This is a genomic window from Ruegeria sp. F11 (assembly GCF_056533855.1).
This window is the reverse complement of record NZ_JBQFOW010000010.1, coordinates 119,427-137,602: the sequence shown is the minus strand read 5'-3', so window position 1 is coordinate 137,602 and position 18,176 is coordinate 119,427. Positions and strand designations below refer to the sequence as shown.

Sequence of the window (18,176 nt, the reverse complement as noted above, 5' to 3'; positions counted from 1 at the left end):
CATTGTTTTCCTGTAAACTCTGGGTAGACGCGCAAATCTCGCACACGAAGATAAAAATACGGGAATACGCCGCATATGCTTGACGCCACAGACACGCATCTTCTTTCAGCCTTGCAGAAGAATGCCCATCTGACGGCGCATCAGTTGGGCGAGATGCTGAACCTGTCGCCCAGTCAGGCCGGACGACGGCGGCAACGGCTTGAGGCCGAAGGATACATCACCGGCTATGCCGCGCGGCTTGACCCCCTGAAACTGGGGCTGCACGTACAGGGGTTCATTCAGGTCCATCTGGGCACTCATGGCCCCGAGCAATCGGCCAGTTTCGCCCGCATGGTCGACACCCGACCGGAAATCACCAGCGCCTGGACGATGACGGGTGAGGCAGATTACCTGCTGCATGTCTATTGCGATGATCTTTCCGCCCTCAACAGCTTGCTTCATCAGGTGATCCTGCCGCATCCTGCTGTTGCACGTGTCCAAAGCCAGATCGTGATGGACCAGCTTAAACGAGACGCCCCCCTGCCAACCTGACCGGCGCAAGAGGAAAAACATGGACGAGTTCCTTTATCAGGCTTCGATCTATCTGGCCGCCGCCGTGATCGCCGTACCCCTTTCGGCGCGTCTGGGGCTGGGGTCGGTGCTGGGCTATCTGGCCGCCGGTATCATCATCGGGCCGGTCCTGGGGCTGGTCGGTGCCGAAACCGAGGAATTGCAGCACGTCGCCGAGTTTGGCGTCGTGATGATGCTGTTCCTGATCGGACTGGAACTTGAGCCACGCGCCTTGTGGGACATGCGCGACAGGCTGCTGGGCCTTGGCGGTCTGCAGGTCGCCCTGTCCACCGCCGTCATCGCTGCCGTGGCGATGTACGCAAACCACCCGTGGTCCGTCGCGCTGGCGGTGGGGCTGACCTTGTCGCTGTCGTCAACGGCGATTGTGTTACAGACCCTGTCCGAAAAGGGGTTGATGCAGACCAATGGCGGACGCGCGACCTTCTCTGTTCTGTTGACGCAGGATATTGCGGTTATTCCAATTCTGGCGTTCCTGCCCCTGCTAGCCCTGCCCGCGATGCCGCATATTCAGGCCGATGGCTCAATCGACCGCGGAGCCGGTGACGATCATCACGGCGCGGCTCATCACAGCCTGTCGCTGGTCGAAGGGCTGCCGGGATGGGCGGTGACACTGGTCACCCTCGCCGCCGTAGCCTTTGTCATTCTGGCGGGCATCTACTTGACCCGACCGCTGTTCCGGTTCATCCACGCCACACACCTGCGCGAGATGTATACGGCGCTGGCCTTGATGATTGTGGTCGGTATCTCATTCCTGATGACGCTGGTGGGCCTGTCGCCCGCGTTGGGCGCGTTCCTGGCTGGCGTCGTTCTGGCCAACTCGGAATTCCGGCACGAGATGGAAAGCGACCTTGAACCCTTCAAAGGGCTGTTTCTCGGGCTGTTCTTCATCACCGTCGGGGCCGGAATCAACGTTGCCTATTTCTTCAACGACCCGTTTGATTTGATCGGTCTGGCCCTGCTGGTCATTCTGGCCAAGGGGATCATCCTGTTTCTGGTCGGCAAGGCCTTCAAGCTGCGGGGCCGCGATCACTGGCTGTTTACGCTGGGGCTGGCGCAGGCGGGTGAGTTCGGTTTCGTCCTACTGGCGTTTTCGATGCAACAGAACGTTATCCCCCGGGATTTGTCGCAGAAACTGCTGATGATCATCGCGCTGACGATGCTGATCACTCCGTTGCTGTTCATCCTCTTTGATCTTCTATCCCGGAAAATTGGCGAGGTGACGTCCGAGGTGGAACCGGACGAGATCGACGAAAAAGGGCCGGTGATCATCGCGGGGATCGGGCGGTTCGGCCAGATCGTCAACCGACTGGTGCGTGCCAGCGGGTTCAAAACCATCGTTCTGGACCACGACATCGAGACAATCCAACTGATGCGCCGATTTGGCGTCAAAGGGTTCCTTGGCGATCCCACACGGCCCGAACTGCTGCGCGCCGCGGGGCTTGAAAAAGCATCCGTCCTGGTGGCAGCCATGGACGATCGCACTCAGGTCACCCGGCTGGTCAGCTACGCGCGCCGCCAGCGGCGCGATCTGCACATCATCGCGCGCGCCCACGACCGCACCCATGTGTACGAGCTGTATCAGGCAGGCGCGAACGACATTGTGCGCGAGATGTTCGACAGTTCTCTACGGGCTGGCCGCTACGTTCTGGAAAACATCGGGCTGAGCGAATACGAAGCCGCGCAGGCCGAGCAGACGTTTTATCATCACGACCGGACTTCGGTCCGCGAACTGGCCGAGCTTTGGGTGCCGGGCCTGCCAACTGCTGAGAACAAGAAGTATATCGACCGCGCCCGACGGTTGGAGAAAGATCTGGAAACGGCGCTGCTTGAGCTGGCGGAGGAACACGCCAAAAAGTCAGCCTGACCGGCGCGCTTGCCCCGGTCAGGGTCGGCAATCAGCCGTCAGACACACCTGCCTCGGCAAAGGTGGCCATGCCCGAATGGCAGGCAACGGCGCTTTTTAGAATGTTGATCGCAAGCGCCCCGCCCGAGCCTTCGCCAAGGCGCAGGCCGAGGTTCAGCAGGGGTTCCTTGCCCAACCGAGCCAGAACCGCCCCATGGGCCCCTTCAGCGCTTTGATGGCCTGCTATGGCGTGATCCAGCGCACTGTCCGACATCTGCGCAAGGCAGGCCGCCGCCGCCGAGCAGATGAACCCGTCCAAAATGACCGGGATGCGCAGGACCCGCGCTGCGGCAATGGCCCCCGCCATTGCTGCAATCTCGCGCCCGCCGAGGCAACGCAGGATGTCCAGCCCGTCGTCCGACCCGCCGTGCAGAGCCACGCCCTCGGCCACGACGCGGGTCTTGTTGGCTAGCCCCGCATCGTCGACGCCAGTGCCGCGCCCGGTCCAGTCGGCGGCCTCACCACCAAACAACGCGCAGGCAATCGCGGCGGCGGGGGTCGTGTTGCCGATCCCCATCTCGCCAACCACCAACAGGTCGGACCCGGGGTCAACGGCCTGCCAACCGGTGCGCAGGGCGTCCAGGAACTCCTCTTCGCTCATCGCGGGGGATTGGGTGAAGTCTGCGGTCGGCCGGTCCAAGTCGAGCGCGTGCACGTCCATCTTCGCATCGGCCGACTTGGCCAACTGGTTGATCGCCGCACCGCCGTGTTGAAAGTTCATCACCATCTGTACCGTGACCTCGGGCGGAAAGGCGGAAACGCCCTGCGCCGTGACGCCGTGGTTGCCCGCAAACACGATGACCTGCGGCGCGGTGATCTGAGGCCGCGCATCCCCGCGCCAACCGGCGTACCAGATCGCCAAATCCTCGAGCCGCCCCAACGCGCCCGGAGGTTTGGTCAATTGCCCGTTTCGGTCCGCCGCGCCGCTCAGCGCAGCTTCATCCGGACCCGGAGCGGTTGTCAACGCATCACGGAAGGTCTTCAAATCATTAAGTTCGGGCAGCATCCAAAGCCTCATTGCATCAGAGTGGTCCTGTGTGTTTAACCGAAGCAACCAAACCGACAAGACCCCGAAAGGCGCGGGAGTGCATAAAAACGACACCAAACCCTTTTCCGCGTGGGACATCCCGCTGGCGCTGGTTCTGCTGACCCGCCTGCCCCTGCCCCGGCTGCCCGAGCGGGTCTTTGCTCGGCAGGCGCAGGCGGTCTGGGTTTTTCCAGTGGTGGGCTTGGTTGTGGGCGGGTTGGCCTGCCTGACGGGTTGGTTGGCTGATGCATATTTGTCGCCCTTTGCCGCAGCCGTTCTAGTGGTTGCCGTTCTGATGCTGACGACCGGCGCGATGCATGAAGATGGCCTAGCCGACACATTCGATGGCCTCTGGGGCGGGTTTACCCCAGAACGCCGTTTAGAAATCATGAAGGACAGCCATATCGGAACCTATGGCGTGCTTGCCTTGCTGATCTCGCAGCTTCTCCGCGTCGCCGCCATTGCTGCGGTCTTGGCGACCGGACCGATCTGGGCGGTTCTGGCCGCTTGCGTGTTTTCTCGGGCCCTGATGCCGGTTTTGATGGCCTCTTTGCCGAATGCCCGCAATTCGGGCCTGAGCCATTCGGTTGGCACTCCGCGCTGGGCTTCGGTTGGCGTTTCACTGGGATTGGCCGTCTTGATCGCAGCTATTCTTTGCGGAACTCTGGCCGTGAAAGCAGCTCTTGCCGCCACCTTAGCCGTTGGCATCCTGACATGGGTCGCACGAAAGAAAATCGGCGGTCAGACCGGAGACATCCTAGGCGCTGCGCAGCAACTGTCCGAAATCGCCTTTCTGCTGGCCATCAGCGCCCAGATTTAGGACGCCCCGCCCGTCTCAATCCGCAGAGTGTGCCCGCAATGTTTGCAATGCACCGCGTCCGGGTCGTGCCGATACAACCCGCAGCTTGGGCACTTGTGGCGCACCTTCTGCGGCATGAAGATCGCCTGCGCCAGCCGCACGAACAGGGCGACGCCGACCACCATGATAAAGACGGAGAACAGCTTACCTGCGGGGGAGGCCAGAGTTATGTCTCCGAACCCTGTCGTCGTAAGTGTTGCCATCGTGAAGTACAACGCGTCGATATAGGGCGTTTGGCTGTCTTCGGGAACGAAGAACACCAAAACCGCCGTCGAAGTTGCAAAGACAAACACCAACAGATTGATCGCCGCGATCACCGCGTCTTCGTGGGTGCGGAAAAAGCTGCTGTCCCGCCGCAGGTCCCTGAGTAGGTGGTAGGAGTGGATCAGGCGCAAGGCCCGCAGGATGCGCAGAAACGCAAGATTCCCGGTCAAAAACGGATCGAGGATCAGCGAGGCGATCACCACGATATCCGCTAGCGTGTAAATCTGCCGCAATAGCTTCCAGCGATCTTTCGCAATCCACATGCGGGCCGAAAAATCCAGTAGGATTACGGCTCCGATGCACAGGCTGGCAAGGGTGATCCCCGGACCATGTGGAATATTCGCCGTGGCCACGAAAAACACAATCGACACCGCATCAAACAGGATCAGCCCATAGCGGAACCAGACCGAAACCGGTTCATGCGCGACGTACAGAAACTTAACGGTTTGCTTTATCCTGGCCATGTATCCGCCTTTGGCTACAGGAAAATTAGCGCCAAATGCGGGTTTCACCAAGCCACGAAAAAGGGCCGCCCCGCAGGGGACGGCCCTTGATGCAATGTGTTAGCTCTTAAGCGGCGCGCGAGGTCAGAACCTCATCCACCTGCTTGGCAGCCGAAATCTCGCCCGCGCCAGATACGGCGGCAACTTCGCGGGTCAGGCGTTCCAGCGCGGCTTCATAAAGCTGACGCTCGGAATAGCTCTGCTCGCGCTGGTCGTCGGTGCGGTGCAGGTCGCGGACCACTTCGGCAATCGAGATCAGATCGCCCGAGTTGATCTTTTGTTCATATTCCTGCGCCCGGCGCGACCACATGGCGCGCTTCACCTTGGCCTTGCCCTTCAGCGTCTTCATCGCTTGGCTGATCACATCCGGTGAGCTGAGCGAGCGCAGGCCGCTTTCAGTCACCTTGTTGGTCGGCACGCGCAGGGTCATTTTGTCTTTCTCAAACGAGATGACAAACAGCTCGAGCGTGAAGCCTGCGACGTCCTGTTCTTCGATCGAGATGATCTGACCCACGCCATGGGCGGGGTAGACAACATAGTCGTTCGGGCGGAACTCAAGCTTTTTCGACTTTGTCATTCAGTTTTATCCTTGGTTACAGTTTGGAACGCAGGCGACAAAAACACCACGTGCGGGGACTTTTTCAGCCCCGTCAGGCGGTGGTATTGTCACAAATTCAGAACTCCAAAGTGAGCATACTTACGGAGTGCATCCCAATTTTGGTCATCATGTGGGAGTGATTATATCACAAAAATACGACACCTGAAAGTTCGCACTTTCGCAGATGGGTGAATATTAAGCGTTTTCAATGTTCTAGCCACGCATCGCTCAAATTTCACTTTAAAATTTAGGTGCGAATCGCTTACCCGCCTTCGCCCGGCGCTTCCGAGAAATACTTCTCCATCTTGCCTTCTTCGCCATCGCGTTCCTCGGCTTCGGGCAAGGGGTCTTTCTTGGTGATGATCACCGGCCACATTTCCGAGTATTTCCGGTTGAACTCGACCCACTGCTCCATCCCCGGCTCGGTGTCGGGGCGGATCGCGTCGGCGGGGCATTCGGGTTCGCAGACGCCGCAGTCGATGCATTCGTCGGGGTGAATGACCAGCGTGTTCTCGCCTTCGTAGAAACAGTCCACCGGGCATACCTCAACACAGTCGGTGTATTTGCAGCCAATGCAGTTTTCGGTGACAACATAGGTCATTTTGGATTTCCCGTTTGCGCTTTGGGCGTTTAGCTAATTCAGTCTGCCCGCCTCTTCAAGAGAAGATCACCCCTTTGGGGTGCGAGAAAGATCAAGCGCACGCCGTTCTTTCTTGGTCGGACGACCTTTTCCCTCAAATCCCGGATTCCTGGGCGGTACGTCCTGTTTTTCGGTCATATCGAAGTACAAGGCCTGCGCCTCGGGGGCCGGGCCGCGCCGCGCGCCCAGTGCTTCGATCCGGACAACACGGACGATCCGGCCTTGCGGAAAGGTCAGAACGTCGCCGGGGGCCACCGCCTGCGCCGGTTTCAGCACCCGGTTTCCGTTCAGCCGGACATGGCCGCCGCTGACCTGTTTGGCTGCCAGGCTACGGGTCTTGAAGAAACGCGCCTGCCACAACCATTTGTCGATCCGCAGCTTGGCCTCGGCCATCGGCTTTTAGTTGCCGTCCTTCAGACCCATCAGCGCGGCGGCAAACGGGTTGTCGGGATCGATGGCCTTTTCCTTCTTCGGATGCCGCGACGAGAACGACTTGGCACCCTGAGGCTTGCCGCCCTTCTTACCCTGCGGCTTACCCTGAGGTTTCCCGCGCGGCTTGCCCTTGCCCTGCCCCTGTTCACGGCGCGGGCCACGGTTTTGCTGGCGCTGGCGACCCCATGTGAAGGTATAGAACACCTCGACCTCGGGCTCGTCCGATGCAGGTTCCGTTGCGGGGGCCTCGGCTGCCGCCTCGGTGCTTTCGGTGGCCTCGGCTGGCGCCTCGGCGGGTACGCTCTCCTCTTCCGTCGCAACGGCGTCTGCCGGGGTTTCTTCGACGGCAGGTTGCTCGGACGCTTCTGCGGCAGGTTGTTCGACCGGTGCGGCCTTGACCTTTTCACGCTCACCACGCTCGGCCTTGTAGCCCAAGCCCTGCATCAGGTCGGCGAACTGTTCCAGCGTCATGCCAGTGATCGAAAGCATATCGGCCTTGGCTTCGAACCCGCCCCGGCTGTCTTCGGCACGCAGCATGTCGGCCAGACGTTCCAGCATATCGATGCGGATAGACCGCTCGCCTGCATCGCGGTAGCCGCACATGGTGTCATAGCCCTGCGGCGCATCCTTGGCGACAGGCACGGTGACCAGACCCGGAGGCGGCGCTTCGGGGAATTCCTGCAGACCGCCCGACAGCGCCCACAACACCAGACGCAGACGCGTCGGCGCGGGTTTCAGCAGCAGAGGCATGAAGATGGTGAACTGGCCGAACCGGATGCCATGCTTGCGCAGCGCGCCGCGGGCGTCCTGATCCAGATCCTTTACCTCTTGCGCGACCTGCGCGCGCGGCAGCACGCCCAGCGCTTCGACCATGCGGAAGGCAAAGCCCTTGGCAAGACCGGTCAGTTCCTCGTCGCGCGACAGGTTCAACAGCGGCTCGAACAGGGCAGCCACCTTGCGGTCGATGAAATGCTGCAGGCGACGTTGCACTTTCTGTTCGACGTCCGGCCCTGCGGCTTCATCCACAAAAACCTCGACCAGCGGCTTGAGCGGTTCTGCCCCGGCAACCAGCTTGCCGACGGCATATTCGCCCCACATCAGGCCACCCTGATCGGTGAAATCAATTTCGGTATCGGGCGCGTTATAGAAGCGGTCGGCACGCAGATGGAATTGCGGTGCGAGTGCTTGCAAAGACGCGGATTTCAAGGCTTTCGCCTCGGTCCCCTGCGCGGCTTTGTCCGGGATAAACCGGAACCCTTCCAGACGACCGACGAATTCGCCTTCGACGGTCACTTCACCCTTGTCATTTACTTCGGCCAAAAGGGCCTCCTTCTGTTTGAGCCGGCGCAGCAACACGGATGTGCGCCGGTCCACAAATCGTTGGGTCAAACGGTCATGCAGAGCGTCCGACAGCCTGTCTTCTACAGTGCGCGTTTCGTCACGCCAATGGGATTCGTCACGCACCCAGCCATTTCGCTGCGCAACATATGTCCAGGTGCGAATATATGCCAGCCGTTTGGAGAGCGCATCAATATCCCCATCTGTTCGGTCGATCCGGCGGATTTGCCGCGCCATGAATTCATCAGGTATGGACCCGCGTTCATGCAGGTGGCCATAGATCACTTCCAGCAGGCTGGCGTGTTCGGCGTGGCTGATACCACGAAAATCGGGGATTCGGCAGACATCCCACAGCAGACGCACCGATTGCGGGTCGCTGGCGCGGGCCATCACCTCGGTCACTTGCGAGAGCGATTTTAGCGCATTCAGGTCGTCGGCGGGCCGCGCTTTGATCAGATGTTCGCTGTTAGGGCTGACCTCTAACGAGTCTATCAGCGCGTCAACCGAACCGAACCGCAAAGCAGCATTCCGCCAATTCAGCTTTTTCATCGGCGTAAAGCGGCTGTCCATGATCGCTTGCGCCGTACCTTCATCCAGCGGAGGCGCCTCTCCGGTCACGCCGAAGGTACCATCCGACATGCCGCGCCCGGCCCGCCCGGCGATTTGCGCCAGTTCGTTGGGGGCCAAGGCGCGCATCCGCCGCCCGTCGAACTTGGTCAGCGATGAAAACGCCACATGGTCCACATCAAGGTTCAGGCCCATGCCGATGGCGTCGGTGGCGACCAGATAGTCGACCTCGCCATTCTGATAGAGATCGACCTGCGCGTTCCGGGTGCGCGGGCTGAGCGCGCCCATGACCACAGCCGCCCCGCCCTTTTGTCGACGCAACAGCTCGGCAATGGCATAGACGTTGTCGACCGAGAAGCCGACGATGGCGCTGCGCGCGGGCATCCGGCTGATTTTCTTCGAACCGGAATAGACCAGTTGCGACATCCGCTCGCGCCGCACGAACTGCGCCTCGGGCACCAGCGCGGCGATTGCGCCGCGCATGGTGTCAGCACCCAGAAACAGCGTCTCATGCGTGCCGCGCATACGCAGCAGGCGATCGGTGAAGACATGGCCGCGTTCGGGATCTGCGCACAGCTGGATTTCGTCGATAGCCACGAAATCCGCGCCCATGCCCTCGGGCATCGCCTCGACCGTGCAGACCCAATACTGAGTGCGCGGCGGTACGATACGCTCCTCACCCGTCACCAGCGCCACGACCGAGGGCCCGCGGATGGCGACGATCTTGTCATAGACCTCGCGCGCCAGCAGCCGCAGCGGCAGGCCGATCACGCCGGTCCGATACCCCAGCATCCGCTCGATCGCGTAATGGGTTTTGCCTGTGTTGGTCGGGCCAAGTACGGCCACGATTCGGGATGACCCGCTCACCTTTGCCCCCTGCCCCGGATCTTAGAGCGCAGCGCCCTCGACCTGAGGCTTCAGTCGATTCACGGCATTGGTTACTTCTTCATAGTGGGGATGTATAGCCAGCGCGCGCTCATAGGCACCATACGCCTGCTCGGGCTTGTCCAGAATTTCGAAAATCAGGCCGAGGCCGTAAATCGCCTCAAAATTATTCGGGTTCAGGGTCAGTGCATATTCCAGATCGGCGGCGGCCATGCCGAACCGTTCGATCCCGAAAAATACTGACGCCCGCGCGTGCCATCCTTCGGCGAAATCAGGCGCGTGATCCGTCAGCGCAGTAAAGTGATCCAGCGCCGCGTCCATATCGCCATCTTCCATCGCCTCGCGCCCGCGTTCCAGCAACAAATCCGCCGAGGCAGAGCCCGACAGTGACCACAATGCTTTCAACTGCCGTTCGATCCCGATGGCCTGTTCGGGGGTCGATTCCTGCAATTGCTGCAAAAGCGCACCCTCATCCCGGGAATCCGCCTCTTGCGCCATGCAACTGGTGGAAAACATGACTAGGACTGCGGTTGCCGCAACGATACCTTTGAGATTGGTGCTTGCAATGCTCATAACAAGCATCACTTTAGCGTCGAGACAGAGGATGTCCATTCACGACGCAAGAAACAACTGTGAGGAAGACCATGAGCGTGACTCTTGAAAAGGCGGCGGCTGCTCTGAACGAAAAACTCGAAAGCGGCGCTTTCGACGCCTCGGCCCGGTTTGCCATTACCGATCTGGGCAATATCGTGCTGGATGCCGACGGCGCACGCGTCAGCGACGACGAAGCCGACGTGACCCTGAGCGCGGACGCCGACACGTTCGAGCAAATCCTGAGCGGAGAGATGAACCCAACCGGCGCCTTCATGTCCGGCAAGCTGAGCGTGGACGGAGACATGGGGATCGCCATGAAGCTTGCCTCGGTGCTGGCCTGATGGACCTGTCGCCGGCCCCCTTGTTCGAAGCCATTGCCGGCGGCCCCGCCGGGGGCGCAGCGCATTGGCTGCGCACCTCGGACGACAAACGCATTCGCGTGGGCCACTGGTTGCCCGAGGGCGCGGCAAACGGCACGGTGATGCTGTTTCCCGGTCGCACGGAATACGTTGAGAAATACGGCAGCACGGCCGCCGAATTCGTAAAGCGTGGGTTTGCGACGCTGGCTGTCGACTGGCGCGGACAGGGGCTGGCGGACCGGCTGCTGGATGATCCGCGTATCGGCCATGTCGATCACTTCCCCGACTACCAACGCGATGTTCAAGCGGTGCTTGATCTGGCCACCGAACTTGACCTGCCCCAGCCGTGGTATGTCGTCGGGCATTCGATGGGCGGTGCAATCGGTCTGAGGGCAGTGATCGAACACAAATGCTTCGCGGCCTGCGCCTTTACCGGCCCGATGTGGGGTATTTTCTTCACCCCGATCATGAAGCCGCTTAGCCGGGTGACGGCCTATTGGGGCACGGCGCTGGGTATGGGGCAATGGACGCCTCCGACGACAACGCTGGAAAGCTATGTCCTGTCGCAGCCCTTTGACGGCAATGTGCTGACACGTGATCCTGAGATGTACAGGATGATGCAGGATCAGCTGACTGCCCATCCCGAACTGGCACTTGGCGCGCCGTCGAACCTGTGGCTGCGCGAATCTCTGGACGAATGTGCCTGGTTGATCGAACAACCTGCGCCCGATGTTCCCTGTCTGACCTTCATGGGCAGTCACGAACAGATCGTCGACCGCAAGGCGATCCGGGCGCGCATGGCCAGTTGGCCCAAAGGCAATCTGGTCGAGATTCCCGACGGCGAACACGAGGTGCTGATGGAGGGACCCGACGTTCGTGGACCGGTGCTTGATCAGTTGGCGGCGCACTTTCTGGCCAACCAATCCAACGGCGCGCCCGAGCCCGCGCTGTCGCGCTGATCATTGCGACAGGCTCTGGCCGCTTGTGATCCGGGCGCGCCAGCCCTAGATGTTTGCCAAACAATCTTCAAAAGGTGATCCATGCGCGACCTTCCCTTTCCCATTCGTGATGCAAACGCCGTCGGCGGTGCCGACAATCTGGGCAACCTGCCGGAATGGGATCTGAGCGATCTCTACACCGGGGAAGACGCACCTGAAATCTCGCGCGATCTGGAGTGGCTTGAGGGTGAGTGCGCCTCGTTTGCCGCAGACTACGAAGGCAAGCTGGCTGATTTGGATGCGGCGGGCCTGCTGACCTGTGTCCAGCGCAACGAAAAAATCAACGCCATCGCCGGGCGGATCATGTCTTTCGCTGGCCTGCGATATTATCAACTGACCACGGATGCCGAGCGCGCAAAGTTCCTGTCGGACATGCAGGAAAAGATCACCATCTTCACCACTCCCTTGGTGTTCTTCACGCTCGAGATCAACCGGATCGACGACGATGTACTGAAATCGCATTTCGATGCGAATGCGGACCTTGCCCGCTATGAACCGGTGTTCCGCCGCATCCGCGCGATGAAACCTTATCAACTGTCTGATGAGTTGGAGAAATTCCTGCACGATCTCGGCGTCGTGGGGGATGCTTGGGAACGCCTGTTCGACGAAACCATCGCGGGGCTGACCTTTACCGTTGACGATCAGGAGTTGAACATCGAGGGCACCCTGAACCTGCTGACCGAACAGGACCGCAGCAAACGCGAAGCTGCCGCGCGCGAACTGGCCAGCGTGTTTCAGGACAACGTCAAAACCTTTGCCCGTGTGCACAACACGCAAGCCAAAGAAAAGGAAATCGTCGATCGCTGGCGCAACATGCCAACAGCGCAAACCGGCCGCCACTTGTCGAACGACGTCGAACCCGAAGTGGTCGAGGCCCTGCGCGAGGCCGTTGTCGCCGCCTACCCCAAGCTGAGCCATCGCTACTATGAGCTAAAGCGCAAATGGCTGGGCCTGGACGTCATGCAGGTCTGGGACCGCAACGCGCCCCTGCCGATGGAAGACACTCGCGTTGTCAATTGGACCGAAGCCGAGAAAACGGTGATGGACGCCTATAACGCCTTCGATCCGCGTATGGGCGAAATCGCAACGCCCTTCTTCACCAAAGGCTGGATTGATGCCGCCGTGAAGCCGGGCAAGGCTCCGGGCGCGTTTGCGCATCCAACCGTCACCGACGTTCACCCCTATGTCATGCTCAACTATCTGGGCAAGCCACGCGATGTGATGACCCTGGCGCATGAATTGGGCCACGGCGTGCATCAGGTTCTTGCCGCTGATCAGGGTGAGATGCTGTCATCGACGCCTCTGACACTGGCCGAGACCGCTTCGGTCTTTGGCGAAATGCTGACCTTCCGTAAAATGCTGGAACAGGCCGAAACCCCGGAACAGCGCAAGGTGCTGCTGGCCGGTAAGGTCGAGGATATGATCAACACGGTCGTCCGCCAGATCGCGTTCTATGACTTCGAATGCAAGCTACATGCCGCCCGTCGTGAAGGCGAGTTGACCCCCGACGACATCAACGCCCTTTGGATGAGCGTTCAGGCCGAAAGCCTTGGCCCCGCATTCGAATTCATGGAGGGGTACGAGACGTTCTGGGCCTATATCCCCCACTTCGTCCACTCGCCTTTCTACGTCTACGCTTATGCCTTCGGCGATGGCCTCGTGAACGCGCTTTATTCCGTTTACGAAAGCGGCGCAGACGGGTTCGAGGATAAGTATTTCGACATGCTGCGAGCCGGTGGTTCCAAGCACCACAAGGAGCTTCTGGCCCCCTTCGGCCTGGATGCCAGCGATCCCAAATTCTGGGACAAGGGCCTGTCGATGATCTCGGGCTTTATTGACGAATTGGAAGCAATGGAAGGCTGATCACTTCTGGCTTTTGGTCGTCAGGAACACGGCGGCCACGATCAGCGCCGCCCCGAAGGCCGCAATCGGCGTGATTGCGGCCCCCAGAAACAGCGCCGAGTTGATAAACGTAAACACCACTGACGCCGCGAACATCAACGTCGCGGTCAGGGTCGAGACACGCGCAGCGGCCTCGTACCACAGGTAATAGGCCAGCGCGGTCGGCAGGATTCCCAGAAGCAACAGGAAAACCACGTCGTTGGCCGTCGGCATCTGCATCGAAAACAGGGCCAATGGCACCAGCAGAACGCCCGAGCACAGGAATATGCCGAACAGGAAATTCAACCGCTCTGCCGTTGATTGCGAGGCTTTCATCGCGCGACTGCTGGCGATCAGAAACGCCGCCCAGCTGAACCCCGCGCCGATTTCCAAAATGTCGCCGAAAAGCGGTTCACCTCCGCCTTGGAAGTCTCTGAAAACGGTCAGGAAAACGCCGAAGATGGCCAGCACGGTTGCCAGCACTTCGATCCGTGTGACGGGCGTGTCGGCGAAGAAATAGAGGAACAGAAGCACGAAGAACGGGGCCGTGTTTTCCAGCACCATCGCGTTGGCGGCTCCGGTATGTTCCAGCCCGACATGGAACAGCACATAGTTCACGACGGTCGCCAGAACCGCGAGGCGAAAATTGCCATCCCGAAACTGAACGGAGACCGGCGCGCGCATCACGCGCAGTATGCAGAACATCGCCAAGGCCGCGATAAACAAGCGGGTCACGGCGATCTGCATTCCGCCCAGATCACCGGTCAGATACCGAACAATGACCGAATGTGTCCCCCACAAAAACGCCGCAGCAAATCCCAGAAACAATCCGTTCTGCAGAAGCGGCGCACGTTTTGCGGAGTTCTGTGTCACGACGCCCCTCAGCCGTTCACTTAAGCTGGCTATCCTTCGATCCGCGCCGGTTGATGCCTGCGCGCGTCTTGAACGCGCTGTCACGTTCCTGCTGGCAATCCAGACACAACTTCACGCCCGGCAGGGCCATGCGGCGCTTTTCGGGAATGGGTTCTTCGCATTCCGCACAATGGGTCAGGCTTTCGCCAACGGGTCGCTTCTGCGCCTGCATCCGCGCCAGTTCGTCCGAAATCGACGCCTCGATCTGTTCGCTTACCGCGCCATCACGCGCCCATCCGCCCGCCATGCCTTGTCTCCTTGCATCGGTGGCGGACAGGATACACAGGTCGCACGGGATCGGGCAAGTTACAGCGAAACCGCGCCGTCGAACACGCGATCAATCATCTCCTGCGTCCCGCGTGTGAATTCCAGCGGGCACGGATAATCGGTGCCCTCGCGGACAGACTGGCAGAAAGCTTCGACCTGCAGCTTATAATGGTCGTCGCCTGGAAAACGTGTGACCTGCAGTTCCAGCCCCGGACGGTGCAGTTCCACTCGTGCCTCGCCAAAGACACGCGCGTTGAAGGGCGCGGTCAGGCGGATCACGCCGCCTTCGCCGTGAAACTCCATCTCCTGATGCGGGTGCATCCGGGTCGAGACGTAAGCCGAATAGGTGAAATCGGAGAACCGCGCCCGGATTTCGGTGAAGACGTCCACATCATTCTCCCACCGGATTGCGCCGGTGACTTGGGCGGGCTCCTGCCCCGTTGCGAACCTTGCGCTGCCGATCACATACACGCCGATATCGCGCAGCCCGCCACCGCCGGTTTCCGGGCGGTTGCGGATGTTGCCCGTATCCGCACGGTTGTCATAGCTGAACACGCCGGTCACATGCACCAGCTTGCCAATGGCCCCATCAGCAATCAACTTGCGCGCCAGTTGCCATTGGGGGTGGTGCACGATCATATATGCCTCTGCCGCCAGCAGGCCGGTTTGATCTCGCTTGGCGATCAGGGCATCAAATTCATCCGCGCGCATCGTCATCGGTTTTTCGCATAGAACGTGCTTGCCGGCCTCGAGCGCCTTCAAGCTCCATTCCACATGCAGGTGATTTGGCAGCGGGATATAGACCGCGTCGATTGCCGGGTCAGCAAGCAACGCGTCATAGCTGTCATAGACATCCAAATCCGGACAAAACTGCAGAAATGGTTCGGCCTTGGCCGGGTCGGACGTGGCAAGCCCGGCCAAACGGGCACCGTGGGCCGCGTGGATGGCGGGTGCCATTTGCTCGCGCGCGAATTTCGAGGCCCCAAGGATGCCCCACTGAACCGGTTTTTGCATGATCGTCCCTCTGTTGTGCTGGCTGCGCGCATCGTTAGCGCTATCGGATTTCCAGCGTTTTACCAAGAGCAGGCCCGTCTGTCATGCCTGTCACAGTCACCTATACGCGAGAAAACCGGCCTGACGAGGATCAGGCCGGTTTGATGATTGGGAAAGCAGGCCAATCAGGCAGCGCCCAGCATTCCTTTTTCGCGCGCAAGCTCACGCATCTTTTTCTGCAGCTTCTCGAAAGCGCGCACCTCAATCTGGCGAATACGCTCGCGGCTGACGTGATATTGCGTGCTCAGTTCCTCAAGCGTGACGGGCTGATCCATCAGGCGGCGTTGGGTCAGAATGTCCTCTTCCCGGTCATTCAGCACATCCAAAGCGGCCGCCAATAGCTCACGCCGCGCTTCCAACTCATCGCGGGCTTCATAGTCACCGGCCTGATCGGCATCTTCGTCTTCCAGCCAATCCTGCCATTGCATCGTGCCTTCGCCTTCGGACCCAACCGTGGCGTTCAGCGAGGCATCGCCACCGGACATCCGGCGGTTCATGCTGATCACTTCTTCTTCGGTCACACCCAGATCATTCGCGATCTGCGTGACGTTTTCCGGGCGCAGGTCACCTTCTTCCAAGGCACCGATGCGTGCCTTGGCTTTGCGCAGGTTGAAAAAAAGCTTCTTCTGAGCCGAGGTCGTACCCAGCTTCACCAAAGACCACGACCGCAGGATGTATTCCTGGATCGAGGCGCGAATCCACCACATCGCATAGGTCGCCAGACGGAATCCCTTTTCCGGGTCAAACCGTTTGACCGCCTGCATCAGGCCCACATTGGCTTCCGAGATCACCTCGGCCTGCGGCAGACCGTAGCCGCGGTAGCCCATGGCGATTTTGGCGGCCAGACGCAGGTGCGACGTCACCATTTTATGCGCCGCCTCGGTGTCCTGCTTTTCGACCCAGCGCTTGGCCAGCATGTATTCTTCTTCCGGCTCCAGCAGGGGAAATTTGCGAATTTCCTGCATATAGCGGTTCAGGCCGCCCTCGGGCGTCGGTGCGGGGAGATTTGCGTAGTTTGCCATATATGATGTCCCTCCGACAAATGTTTACGTTATTAACATAGGATATGGGTAAGGAACCCTGTCCGTTCAAGAGGTGCTGGTAACAGTTTGAAATTAAACCTTGGTAAAGGAAAGATAAGAATCGCTTACTCACAGGACTTTGCGCATTATGTCAGCGGATCGTGCAGCCGGGCAATCAGGTTTTGCATATCTTCCGGCAAATCGGCCTCAAACCGCAGGTTTTCGCCTGTCACGGGATGTTCAAAGCCCAAAACAGCAGCATGCAGCGCCTGGCGCGGGAAAGCGCGCACCGCATCTGTTGCAGTCGGGCTGAACGCCTTGGCCGACAATTTGCGCTTGCCGCCATAGACGGGATCACCAACCAGCCCATGCCCTGCATGCGCCATGTGAACCCGAATCTGATGCGTGCGCCCGGTTTCCAGCCAGCATTCGATCAGCGCCAGCCCAGACGGTTGCCCGAACGTTTCCACAACTCGAGCACGGGTCACGGCATGGCGTCCGCCGTGGAACAGAACCGCCTGCCTTTGGCGGTCAGTCTTGTGCCGCGCCAGTTGCGTGGTCAGGCGCATGATGTTTCCGGGCTCAAAGCTCACGCCTTTTACGCCCCGCAAACGCGGGTCGTTCGCGTCCGGAACGCCATAGCAGAGCGCCCGGTAGTAGCGTTCGACGCTGTGCGCCTCGAACTGGGCCGCCAGCCCGTGATGCGCGGCATCGGATTTGGCGACGACCAGCAGGCCAGAAGTTTCCTTGTCGATGCGATGCACAATGCCGGGGCGTTTGACACCGCCCACCCCCGAAAGGTCATCGCCGCAGTGATGCAGCAGCGCGTTTACCAGCGTTCCGTTGGGCGAGCCTGGTGCCGGGTGAACGACCATACCTGCAGGCTTGTTCACCACAATCAGATCGTCGTCTTCATAGACGACTTGCAACGGGATATCCTCCGGGCCGATATGGCTTTCTTCGGCATCGGCCACCGTGATCAGGACCACGGCCCCCTCGGCCACCTTGAATTTCGGATCCCGCGCCTGCGTCCCGTTCACCAGAACCGCGCCGTCCTCGATCAACCGGACCAGACGGGTGCGCGACAGGTTTTCCTCGGGTGGTACATCCCGCGAAAGCGCCTTATCAAGGCGGGGCGGCGGAGCGGCCGCGATCTGAAACTCAATCTGGCGGGTGCTCATGACTGTCCCTTCCGAACCCCAGGAACCGCAGGAAACACCGCAGCTTCGGCTGTTGCGGCGCATGGTCATGTTACTGACCGCGGTGATGATTGGCGGGGTTCTAGTGACATTCGCGCTGATTGTCATCCGGCTTTCGGACCGCACCCCCACCCTGCCCGATCAGATCGAACTGCCAGACGGCGCGCGGGCGCAGGCGCTGACGATTGGAAACAACTGGTATGCGGTGGTCACGGATGACAACCGCATTCTGATCTTTGACAAAACCACCGGCAAGCTGCGACAGGAGGTTGCGGTCGAATAGGTCAGAAGCTTGGATTGAACTT

General features: G+C 60.1%; 19 protein-coding genes. 7 read left to right on the top strand and 12 right to left on the bottom strand.

All coding sequences use genetic code 11. The features are described 5' to 3' along the window. The first annotated feature begins 75 nt into the window (after positions 1-75). Together ACR0NJ_RS14855 and ACR0NJ_RS14850 are read left to right on the top strand one after the other, a co-directional pair. Positions 76-531 carry an Lrp/AsnC family transcriptional regulator gene (locus tag ACR0NJ_RS14855; protein WP_480817913.1) on the top strand — a complete coding sequence of 152 codons (456 nt, stop codon included), beginning with the start codon at positions 76-78 and terminating at the stop codon, positions 529-531. Positions 532-550: 19 nt separating this feature from the next. Continuing rightward, positions 551-2,434, top strand: a complete 1,884-nt coding sequence (locus ACR0NJ_RS14850; RefSeq protein ID WP_480817912.1) for a monovalent cation:proton antiporter-2 (CPA2) family protein — start codon at positions 551-553, stop codon at positions 2,432-2,434. A gap of 31 nt (positions 2,435-2,465) precedes the next feature. Here ACR0NJ_RS14850 and cobT read toward each other — a convergent pair whose 3' ends face one another. Further along, positions 2,466-3,479: a nicotinate-nucleotide--dimethylbenzimidazole phosphoribosyltransferase gene (gene cobT / locus ACR0NJ_RS14845; protein WP_480817911.1), complete on the bottom strand. Its 1,014-nt coding sequence runs from the start codon at positions 3,477-3,479 to the stop codon at positions 2,466-2,468. Positions 3,480-3,558: 79 nt separating this feature from the next. Here cobT and cobS point away from each other — a divergent pair, with 79 nt between their 5' ends. Then, complete coding sequence (gene cobS / locus ACR0NJ_RS14840) at positions 3,559-4,320, top strand: adenosylcobinamide-GDP ribazoletransferase (RefSeq protein ID WP_480817910.1); 762 nt, start codon at positions 3,559-3,561, stop codon at positions 4,318-4,320. Here the strand turns inward: cobS and ACR0NJ_RS14835 are convergent. The 6 genes from ACR0NJ_RS14835 to ACR0NJ_RS14810 form a co-directional block, all read right to left on the bottom strand. After that, positions 4,317-5,087 carry an ion channel gene (locus ACR0NJ_RS14835; protein ID WP_480817909.1) on the bottom strand — a complete coding sequence of 257 codons (771 nt, stop codon included), beginning with the start codon at positions 5,085-5,087 and terminating at the stop codon, positions 4,317-4,319. The two genes, cobS and ACR0NJ_RS14835, sit on opposite strands and share 4 nt — an antisense overlap. A gap of 106 nt (positions 5,088-5,193) precedes the next feature. After that, entirely contained in the window at positions 5,194-5,703 is a 510-nt protein-coding gene (locus ACR0NJ_RS14830) for a CarD family transcriptional regulator (protein WP_480610220.1), read from the bottom strand. 283 nt (positions 5,704-5,986) lie between these two features. Beyond that, complete coding sequence (gene fdxA / locus ACR0NJ_RS14825; RefSeq protein ID WP_480817908.1) at positions 5,987-6,325, bottom strand: ferredoxin FdxA; 339 nt, start codon at positions 6,323-6,325, stop codon at positions 5,987-5,989. 66 nt (positions 6,326-6,391) lie between these two features. Next, positions 6,392-6,757, bottom strand: a complete 366-nt coding sequence (locus ACR0NJ_RS14820; protein ID WP_480817907.1) for an RNA-binding S4 domain-containing protein — start codon at positions 6,755-6,757, stop codon at positions 6,392-6,394. 6 nt (positions 6,758-6,763) lie between these two features. Then, positions 6,764-9,568 (bottom strand): helicase-related protein, encoded by a 2,805-nt coding sequence (locus tag ACR0NJ_RS14815; RefSeq protein WP_480817906.1) that lies wholly within the window; start codon positions 9,566-9,568, stop codon positions 6,764-6,766. Positions 9,569-9,589: 21 nt separating this feature from the next. Then, the gene (locus tag ACR0NJ_RS14810; RefSeq protein WP_480817905.1) at positions 9,590-10,159 is read right to left on the bottom strand and encodes a tetratricopeptide repeat protein; all 570 of its coding nucleotides are present in this window, start codon (positions 10,157-10,159) and stop codon (positions 9,590-9,592) included. A gap of 71 nt (positions 10,160-10,230) precedes the next feature. Between ACR0NJ_RS14810 and ACR0NJ_RS14805 the strand changes: the two genes are divergently transcribed. The 3 genes from ACR0NJ_RS14805 to ACR0NJ_RS14795 all read left to right on the top strand — a co-directional run bounded on the left by ACR0NJ_RS14805 (position 10,231) and on the right by ACR0NJ_RS14795 (position 13,400). Then, positions 10,231-10,521: an SCP2 sterol-binding domain-containing protein gene (locus tag ACR0NJ_RS14805; RefSeq protein WP_480610212.1), complete on the top strand. Its 291-nt coding sequence runs from the start codon at positions 10,231-10,233 to the stop codon at positions 10,519-10,521. Further along, on the top strand, positions 10,521-11,498 hold the full coding sequence (locus ACR0NJ_RS14800) for an alpha/beta fold hydrolase (protein ID WP_480817904.1): 978 nt from the start codon (positions 10,521-10,523) through the stop codon (positions 11,496-11,498). The genes ACR0NJ_RS14805 and ACR0NJ_RS14800 overlap by 1 nt, the downstream gene beginning before the upstream one ends. A gap of 81 nt (positions 11,499-11,579) precedes the next feature. Continuing rightward, on the top strand, positions 11,580-13,400 hold the full coding sequence (locus tag ACR0NJ_RS14795) for a M3 family oligoendopeptidase (RefSeq protein WP_480817903.1): 1,821 nt from the start codon (positions 11,580-11,582) through the stop codon (positions 13,398-13,400). Here ACR0NJ_RS14795 and ACR0NJ_RS14790 read toward each other — a convergent pair whose 3' ends face one another. The 5 genes from ACR0NJ_RS14790 to ACR0NJ_RS14770 all read right to left on the bottom strand — a co-directional run bounded on the left by ACR0NJ_RS14790 (position 13,401) and on the right by ACR0NJ_RS14770 (position 17,853). Then, entirely contained in the window at positions 13,401-14,291 is an 891-nt protein-coding gene (locus tag ACR0NJ_RS14790; RefSeq protein ID WP_480817902.1) for a DMT family transporter, read from the bottom strand. Positions 14,292-14,307: 16 nt separating this feature from the next. Then, positions 14,308-14,577, bottom strand: coding sequence for a DksA/TraR family C4-type zinc finger protein (locus tag ACR0NJ_RS14785; protein WP_480817901.1), 270 nt, complete (start codon positions 14,575-14,577; stop codon positions 14,308-14,310). A gap of 59 nt (positions 14,578-14,636) precedes the next feature. Beyond that, on the bottom strand, positions 14,637-15,611 hold the full coding sequence (locus ACR0NJ_RS14780; RefSeq protein WP_480817900.1) for a Gfo/Idh/MocA family protein: 975 nt from the start codon (positions 15,609-15,611) through the stop codon (positions 14,637-14,639). Between the two features lie 164 nt (positions 15,612-15,775). After that, positions 15,776-16,672, bottom strand: a complete 897-nt coding sequence (gene rpoH / locus ACR0NJ_RS14775; RefSeq protein ID WP_480817899.1) for an RNA polymerase sigma factor RpoH — start codon at positions 16,670-16,672, stop codon at positions 15,776-15,778. A 146-nt stretch (positions 16,673-16,818) separates the two neighbouring features. Further along, positions 16,819-17,853, bottom strand: a complete 1,035-nt coding sequence (locus tag ACR0NJ_RS14770; protein WP_480817898.1) for an RluA family pseudouridine synthase — start codon at positions 17,851-17,853, stop codon at positions 16,819-16,821. Here ACR0NJ_RS14770 and ACR0NJ_RS14765 point away from each other — a divergent pair. Further along, entirely contained in the window at positions 17,852-18,154 is a 303-nt protein-coding gene (locus tag ACR0NJ_RS14765) for a DUF6476 family protein (RefSeq protein ID WP_480817897.1), read from the top strand. The genes ACR0NJ_RS14770 and ACR0NJ_RS14765 overlap by 2 nt on opposite strands. Positions 18,155-18,176 lie beyond the last annotated feature (22 nt).